Genomic DNA, 6,858 nt, shown 5'->3' on the forward strand with positions numbered 1-6,858 from the left:
CGCTGCCGGTTCGCACGCCAACGCCGGCTCCGCAGTCCCAGCCTATGGCACGCGCCCAGGAGCCCGCGCCAGCAGCGCAGCCCGAGACCCGTTCGCCCGCCCAAATGGCGACGGCTGGCGCACCCCCGTCGTCGTCCGACCATGGTGCGACAACCACTGACCGGGCGTCCGCAGGATCGACGCCCGGCAACTCGCCGGCGCGTGCCATCACGCAGCCGCTGCCCTCGGTTCCAGACGATTTGCGCGAGCAGGCCTACCAGACCATTGCGATAGCCCGTTTCGTCATACATACCGACGGATCCGTAGCTGTCGAACTCATCAAGCCCACGCAGTACCCGCGTCTGAACCAGATTCTTGTTGAGACCCTGCGAAGCTGGCGTTTCTTTCCGGCGATACAGGATGGACACCCCGTCGAAACCCAGCAGGACATTCGCGTGCACTTTAACGTGAGCTGATTCGCTGGAGCGGCACGCCACTCTGACAGACGCGCGAGGTAGCCGGCTTCGGATCCGATCAGCAGAGCGCGTTCGCATGCAGCAATTGCCCCGACAGCTCGAACGCCCCAAAAGGCCCGGGTTCCGGTCATCTGAACAGATTGGGTGACCGTCGCTTCATGTCCGGGTACAGCCTGATGCAATTCGCACGCGCAGCGTGAACCTCGCAAGGCTGCGATCGGCGGCACGCGACCCGACCCGGACGCTCGCTCATAGACTGTGGCAACGGCTGGTTCAGCCATTAAGGCGCATTGAATAAGAGACGTTTGACTGTCCTTTCTTCATTCGAGAGCCGTCATGCGCCGCATCACTCATCATTGTGGAAGTAGCCGGGTTGCGATTCTGGCGTGCCGCTCAATCATGGATCTCCGCATGGACGGCACGCAGTGCGAGGAGATAACTCTCGATCCCGAAGCCGCAGATCTGCCCTTTGACGATATCGGCGAACACCGAATGGTGCCGGAATGATTCCCTCGCATGGATGTTAGACATGTGCAGCTCAATGACCGGACAGGTCAGGATCGCGAGCGCGTCGCGGATGCCGTAGCTGTAGTGCGTCCACGCACCGGCGTTGATCAGCACGGCGTCCTCGCCCTCTTCAAAAGCTCGATGGATGCGCTCGCACATCGCCGCTTCGCTGTTCGTCTGAAACGATTCGACCTGCACACCCAGTTCCTCGCCCAGTGCCTGCAGCCTGGCATCGATGTCGGCGAGCGTAACCGTTCCGTATTGCGCCGGGTCGCGCTTGCCGAACATGTCGTGATTGATGCCATGAAGCATCAGGATGTTCTTCATCGGGTTCTCCTTTGCGTACTCAGTCGAGTGGCACTGAGAGGCGGTCGATGACCGCGGCCGTCGACGGTCGCACGCCGCGCCACCATGCAAAGGCTTCGGCCGCCTGTTCGACCAACATGCCCACGCCGTCGGCGACACCGTGTACGCCAGCGTTGCGCGCGAGCCGCAGGAACGGCGTGAGCCGCTTTCCGTACGCAAGCTCGTAGGCAGTGCCCTCCGGGCTGAACACGCCCGGAGGGACGGGTGGCAGGTCGCCCGTCAAGCTTGCGGACGTCGCGTTGACCACAAGGTCGAAGCGGCCTCGCGTCGCGAGATCACCATAGCCGCAGGCCCGCAAGCCCGTAGCGCGCGAGTCGACCTGGGCGACCAGCGCGACCAGCGCCTCGCCTTTGGACACATCGCGATTGGCGACGACCAGTTCGGCGGGACCCGCGGCGAGAAACGGCAGCAGCGCGCCGCGCGCTGCGCCGCCCGCGCCGAGCATCAGCACGCGTTTGCCGGCAAGCGGGACGCCGAGATTGACTTCGATATCGCGCAACAAGCCAATGCCGTCGAAATTCTCGGCAACGATCCGGCCGTTCTCGAACTTGAGCGCATTGGTAGCACCCGCCAGTGTCGCGCGCTCGCTGCGCTCGTCGGCGAGCGCGAAGGCCTTGAGCTTGAACGGCGCGGTGACGTTCATGCCCTTGCCGCCATCCGCAGCGAACTGGCGCACGACCTTCGCGAAGCCATCGTCAGGATCGAGCGGACCTTCGATTGCGACGTAGGACATCGCCTGATGCGTCGCTTCGGCAAACAGGCCGTGAATCAAGGGAGATTTCGTGTGTCCGATCGGATGGCCGATCACTGCATACGGGTCAGTCATGGTGTCTCACTTCGAGTAGAGAACGCCTTCGCATTGCATCGCCTCGATCTCGGCAGCGGAAAAGCCGAGCGATTGCGCGACTTCCGTGTTGTGCTGCCCGAGATCCGGCGCGACGTCGCGAATGGTCGTGTCGCAATCAGAAAAGCGGAAAGGCAGGTTGGGCAAACGCAGCGTTCCATAGCGCGGGTGATGCTGCTCGACCACCATGCCGCGCGCCTTGATCTGCGGATCGTCGAGCACCTCGTCGATGCGCTGCACCTTTGCGCAAGGCACATCGATGCCATCCAGCAGTTCGAGCACCTGTGCGACGGGCCGCGCGGCGACCCACGGCTCTACGACGGACAAAATCGCCTGCCGGTGTGTGTTGCGGCCGACGCTATCGTAAAAGCGCATATCGCTGCCGAACCCGGCGGGCCCGCCGTGCGTTTCGATCAGCGCGGCGAGGCGTTTCCACGCGTCGTCCACCTGTGCCGCGATCACGAGGTCGCCGTCCGCGGCGCGAAACACGCCATAGAGCGTCGAGGTCGGCATGTCGTGCCCCGTCTGCTCCGGCAGCACGCCCCGAAGCGTGTAGCACTGCACCGCGTATTCGTGCATCGAGACGAGCGTGTCGTAGAGCGCCATGTCGATGTGCTGGCCGCGGCCGCTCTTCACGCGTCCCAGCAGCGCCGCGTTGATCGCCGCCACCGCGTGAATGCCCGTGTACATGTCGCCGAGCGAAATGCGCAGCAACGGCGGCGGTTCGCCCGGCGTGCCCACCATCTGCATGATGCCGCTCTTCGCCTCCGCGATCAGGCCGAAACCGGCGCGATGCGCGTCGGGGCCCGTATGGCCGTATGCCGAAATCGAGCAGTAGACGAGGCCCGGATTGCGCGCGGATAACTCGACATAGCCCAGTCCGAGCTTGTCCAGCGCGCTGGGACGATAGTTCTCGACGAACACATCCGCCGAGTCGCACAAGCGGCGCATGAACTCCTTGCCGCGCGCATCTTTCATGTTGACGCTGACGCCGCGCTTGCCCATGTTCAATTGCAGGAAATAGCCGCTTTGCTGGCCGTCCAGCACGGTCGCGTGCTGGCGCCCTGCGTCGCCGCTGCCCGGACGCTCGACTTTGATGACTTCGGCGCCGAGCGCCGCGAGACAGCGGCCCACGTAGGGACCGGCGAGGAAGTGGCTATAGTCGACAACGCGAATGCCTTCGAGAGGACGGGCCTGCATCAGTACGCTCCCGGCCGACGCGGCACCATCAGACGATGTTCGCCGCGCTGAACCACCTGGTTATCCTGATTGATCAGTTCGGAGGGCAGCACGACGATGCCCCAGCCGGGGCGGCTGTTGCTCGGCCGCATGGCGCCGACGCGAAATTTCACGTGCAACACATCGTCGACCTTGACTGGCAGCAGGAAATCCCACGTCCATCCAAGCGACATACCGGGCAGAAAGCGATAGTCGCTCTGTGTCTTGAGGCCGTCGGCAATCGACAGCCCGAAAAGCCCATGCGCGACGAGGCAGCCGAAGTGGCTCGCTCTGGCGTATGCCTCGTCCACGTGCACGGGCGTATGGTCGCCCGTGAGGTCGGCGTACGCGAGAATCCGTTCCTTCGTCACGGTGTAGCTCGGGCTCACGCACTCGTCGCCTTCGCGGGCGTCGTCCCAGTACTTGTCGATGATCGTCATGCTCACGCCTCCGCGCGCGGGTTGATGCTCAGCGCCTGCGCAACACACTTCGCGGGCTTCGCCTGAATCAGTTCGACGGCGAGGCCGTCGGGCAGACGCAGCCAGTTGCGCCCTTGCGGCATTTCGCTAACGCCATAGGCTTGGGCCTCAGCCAATGCCGCCTCAAGGTCTTCACACATCACGCCAAGATGTGCGAGGCGCCCCTCTGGCCCTTCATGCTGAGGCGCATGAATGAACTGCAGGCCGCCAAGCGTCCAGTACTGGCGCGGCGCGTCGACAGTACCGTCGACTTCACGCATGGTCATGCCGAGCACGTCTTCAAAGAAGCTGATATGCCACCGGATGTCCTTCACCCAGATCGCGACATGTTCCAGATAAGCCTTCGAGCCACTCATGCCGTCGTCTCCTTGCTCGCTTCATCGGCCATCGCGCGCTCGATGCCCTTGATGCAGGCCACCAGCGTCGCGTTGACGGGCGTCGGCACGCCGAGCCGTTGTCCCCAGCGCACCACCGAACCGTTGATGAAATCGATCTCCGTGGCCGATCCCTTTTCGAGGCTTTGCAGCATCGACGTCCTGAACGCGGGAGAAAGGCCTTCGGCCGCCAGTGTCCATGCCTGCTCGGGGTCGGTCATCGACAACGTGATGCCGGCCGCGTGTGCTGCTGCCATAGCTTCGCCGATGGCCGCGAGAGCCGTCGCTTTCAACAGCGGCTCGTCATAGAGCTGGCCGTAAGTGAGGCGCGTAATGCCGGTAATCGCGCCCGTAGCGACGTTGACGAGCAGCTTGTCCCACATCGTGCCCATGATGTTGTCGCTGACTGTGGTCGTCAGCCCCGCTGCATTGAAGGCCTCGGCGATTGTCTTCACACGGCGCGTGAGCTGGCCATCCAGTTCGCCGATGTACGTCGCCTTGCCGGTGACACCCGACTGGATATGCCCCGGACCGCGCAACACGCCACCGACATACGTCTTGCCCGCCAGCACGCGCTCGCGGCCCACGATATCGGCGAGCACGTCTTCATGCCCGAGGCCGTTCTGCAGCGACAGCACGAGCGTTTCGGGCCCGATCAGCGCGAGTGCGCCGCGCATCGCCGCGTCGGTGTGGAAGGACTTGACCAGCACGATCACCACGTCGGCTGCGCCGATTTCACTTGCCTGGGACGCCGCGCGCACCGCGATGCGCCGCGTGCCGGTATCGTCGTCGACCAGCAGACCGTCGCGGAGCATCGTTTCGACATGGACGGGCGAACGGTCCAGCAGCCAGGTTTCGTGGCCGCCCTCCGTGAGGGTGGCACCGATCGCGCAGCCTAGTGCGCCGGCGCCGAGAATTGCAATCTTCACAGGGTTTCTCCTTGACGTGTAGGCACACGATAGGAGTCGCGGCTCATATCGGCAATGCAATGACTACAATGGCGTCATTGCACCAGACAATAATGCTCGCTACGCCATGATGCCGACCGATTTACCTGATCTGAAGCTGCTACAGCTGTTCGACCTTCTGTATGACGCGCGCAGCGTCACGCGCGTTGCCGAGCAACTGGGACAAAGCCAACCTACCATCAGCATCTGGCTCGGGCGGCTGCGTGAGTATCTGCAGGACCCTCTTTTCATCCGCACCCCCGGCAGCATGGCGCCGACGCCGCAGGCCGATGCGCTGATCGGGCCTTGCCGCGAGATTCTCGAATCGCTCAGGCGCTTCGCCGCGTGGGAGATCACGTTCGATCCTGCGACCGCGCAGCGGCGCTTTCGCATCTGCATGACGGACGCGAGCCACATCACGCTGCTGCCGAGATTGCTCGCGCACGTACGCGCCCAGGCGCCCGGCATCCGGCTCGAGGCGGCGGGAATCGACGGCAACACGGAACGGGCGCTGGAGTCGGGTGAGGCCGATCTGGCTATTGGCTACGTCCCCTGGCTAAGCGGCGGCATCTACCAGCAGCAGCTTTATCAACAGGATTGGGTATGTCTGACGAACCGGCATCATCCGCACATTCGCGGGCGGCTCGGTTTGAAGCAGTATCGCTCGGAGGCACATGTCGCGATCGAATCGGGCACGGGTGCGCAATTGCTGGAACTGGCGCTGGCGCGCGAGCGGGTCGAGCGTGACATCGTGCTGCAGCTGCCGGGCTTCCTGGGGCTCGGAACGATCGTCCAGACGACGGACCTGGTCGCCACGCTGCCACGCCACATTGGAGAAACGCTCGCGCAGGCCAACGATCTGGCTGTACATGCGTGCCCGATCCCCGTGGATGGTTTCGCCGTCCGGCAACATTGGCATGCCCGGTATCATCACGAGGCCGGGAATCGCTGGTTGCGTGGTGTGGTCCTTCAGCTGTTTGGCGTATCGCCGTGAAAATGACACCAAGGCGCCGTGCGCCATTTCACGGACAATACGACCGTTGTACCTCTGAAAGTGGCCGGTCCCGGCCTTTAGAGTCCATGGACCACCCCGAGGCGTTCCTGCGTAGTTTCCAGCCCGGTTGCCTCTTGCTGCACACGTTTGATCTGGCCAAAAAAAAATCCGCCCGGAGGCGGAGAGTGGAAACGCGTGAAAAGAAGACGATCAAATCGTCCCCTGGCCGTATTACGACTTCATGAAACCGGTGCACCGGGAGTCCGAAATGGCCACACGTGTGGCCCGCGCATCGTCAACCCGCAACCAGCTTGAGCGCGAGCTTGTAGTGCGGATCGCCCAGCGGCACTTCAGCGGCGCTGCCTGCGCGCAGTTGGACCGGGACATCGTGGACCTCGAGGCCCGTCGTGTTGACCTGCTCGCTCACGCAGTTGGCCGGTCCCGTTTTCGTCTTCCCGGTCGCGGCGGTGTCGATCGCCGTCACGGCCAGATCGAAGGTTTCCCCGTCGACCTTCTTCGTGTCGACCTGAACCAGCTGGCCGACCCACTTCTCGCGCGACACGAGCTTCACACAGTTGGGCAGCTTCGTGCAGTCGACGTAGCCGTTGCTGTCGCCGGTTGAGATATGGAACGGTTGGGTCTGGCCGAAGGGATCGCGGATGATCGATGTCGCG

The 6,858-nt window shown here is 63.6% G+C and carries 9 protein-coding genes; 2 read left to right on the forward strand and 7 right to left on the reverse strand.

Features of this window, described 5'->3' with window-relative positions; all coding sequences use genetic code 11:
* The coding region (locus VMJ11_RS01050) for a TonB family protein (protein WP_325616025.1) at positions 1 to 455 on the forward strand (455 nt) is incomplete at its 5' end.
* A gap of 393 nt (positions 456 to 848) precedes the next feature.
* On the opposite strand, the gene aroQ is transcribed toward VMJ11_RS01050, so the two are convergent.
* From aroQ to VMJ11_RS01080, 6 genes are read right to left on the reverse strand one after another with little or no spacing between them, the layout of a single operon-like run.
* Positions 849 to 1,289, reverse strand: a complete 441-nt coding sequence (gene aroQ / locus VMJ11_RS01055) for a type II 3-dehydroquinate dehydratase (RefSeq protein WP_325616028.1) — start codon at positions 1,287 to 1,289, stop codon at positions 849 to 851.
* Between the two features lie 19 nt (positions 1,290 to 1,308).
* Positions 1,309 to 2,154, reverse strand: coding sequence for a shikimate dehydrogenase (gene aroE, locus VMJ11_RS01060; protein WP_325616032.1), 846 nt, complete (start codon positions 2,152 to 2,154; stop codon positions 1,309 to 1,311).
* A gap of 6 nt (positions 2,155 to 2,160) precedes the next feature.
* Entirely contained in the window at positions 2,161 to 3,372 is a 1,212-nt protein-coding gene (locus VMJ11_RS01065) for a CoA transferase (RefSeq protein ID WP_325616036.1), read from the reverse strand.
* Entirely contained in the window at positions 3,372 to 3,830 is a 459-nt protein-coding gene (locus VMJ11_RS01070) for a MaoC family dehydratase (protein WP_325616038.1), read from the reverse strand. The genes VMJ11_RS01065 and VMJ11_RS01070 overlap by 1 nt, the downstream gene beginning before the upstream one ends.
* Before the next feature lie 2 nt (positions 3,831 to 3,832).
* On the reverse strand, positions 3,833 to 4,225 hold the full coding sequence (locus tag VMJ11_RS01075; protein ID WP_325616040.1) for a VOC family protein: 393 nt from the start codon (positions 4,223 to 4,225) through the stop codon (positions 3,833 to 3,835).
* Positions 4,222 to 5,172, reverse strand: a complete 951-nt coding sequence (locus VMJ11_RS01080; protein WP_325616043.1) for a 2-dehydropantoate 2-reductase — start codon at positions 5,170 to 5,172, stop codon at positions 4,222 to 4,224. Before VMJ11_RS01080 ends, VMJ11_RS01075 begins: the two co-directional genes overlap by 4 nt.
* Before the next feature lie 106 nt (positions 5,173 to 5,278).
* Here VMJ11_RS01080 and VMJ11_RS01085 point away from each other — a divergent pair, with 106 nt between their 5' ends.
* Complete coding sequence (locus VMJ11_RS01085) at positions 5,279 to 6,184, forward strand: LysR family transcriptional regulator (protein ID WP_325616044.1); 906 nt, start codon at positions 5,279 to 5,281, stop codon at positions 6,182 to 6,184.
* A gap of 295 nt (positions 6,185 to 6,479) precedes the next feature.
* Here the strand turns inward: VMJ11_RS01085 and VMJ11_RS01090 are convergent.
* On the reverse strand, positions 6,480 to 6,858 hold a 379-nt coding region (locus VMJ11_RS01090; protein WP_325616046.1), incomplete at its 5' end, for a hypothetical protein.

This window comes from Paraburkholderia sp., from assembly GCF_035501035.1.
GTDB lineage: Bacteria > Pseudomonadota > Gammaproteobacteria > Burkholderiales > Burkholderiaceae > Paraburkholderia.

Coding starts and splice junctions, on each gene's coding strand:
- aroQ (WP_325616028.1), bottom strand. CDS start 1,289: ATGAAGAACATCCTGATGCTTCATGGCATCAATCACGACATGTTCGGC.
- aroE (WP_325616032.1), bottom strand. CDS start 2,154: ATGACTGACCCGTATGCAGTGATCGGCCATCCGATCGGACACACGAAA.
- VMJ11_RS01065 (WP_325616036.1), bottom strand. CDS start 3,372: ATGCAGGCCCGTCCTCTCGAAGGCATTCGCGTTGTCGACTATAGCCAC.
- VMJ11_RS01070 (WP_325616038.1), bottom strand. CDS start 3,830: ATGACGATCATCGACAAGTACTGGGACGACGCCCGCGAAGGCGACGAG.
- VMJ11_RS01075 (WP_325616040.1), bottom strand. CDS start 4,225: ATGAGTGGCTCGAAGGCTTATCTGGAACATGTCGCGATCTGGGTGAAG.
- VMJ11_RS01085 (WP_325616044.1), top strand. CDS start 5,279: ATGATGCCGACCGATTTACCTGATCTGAAGCTGCTACAGCTGTTCGAC.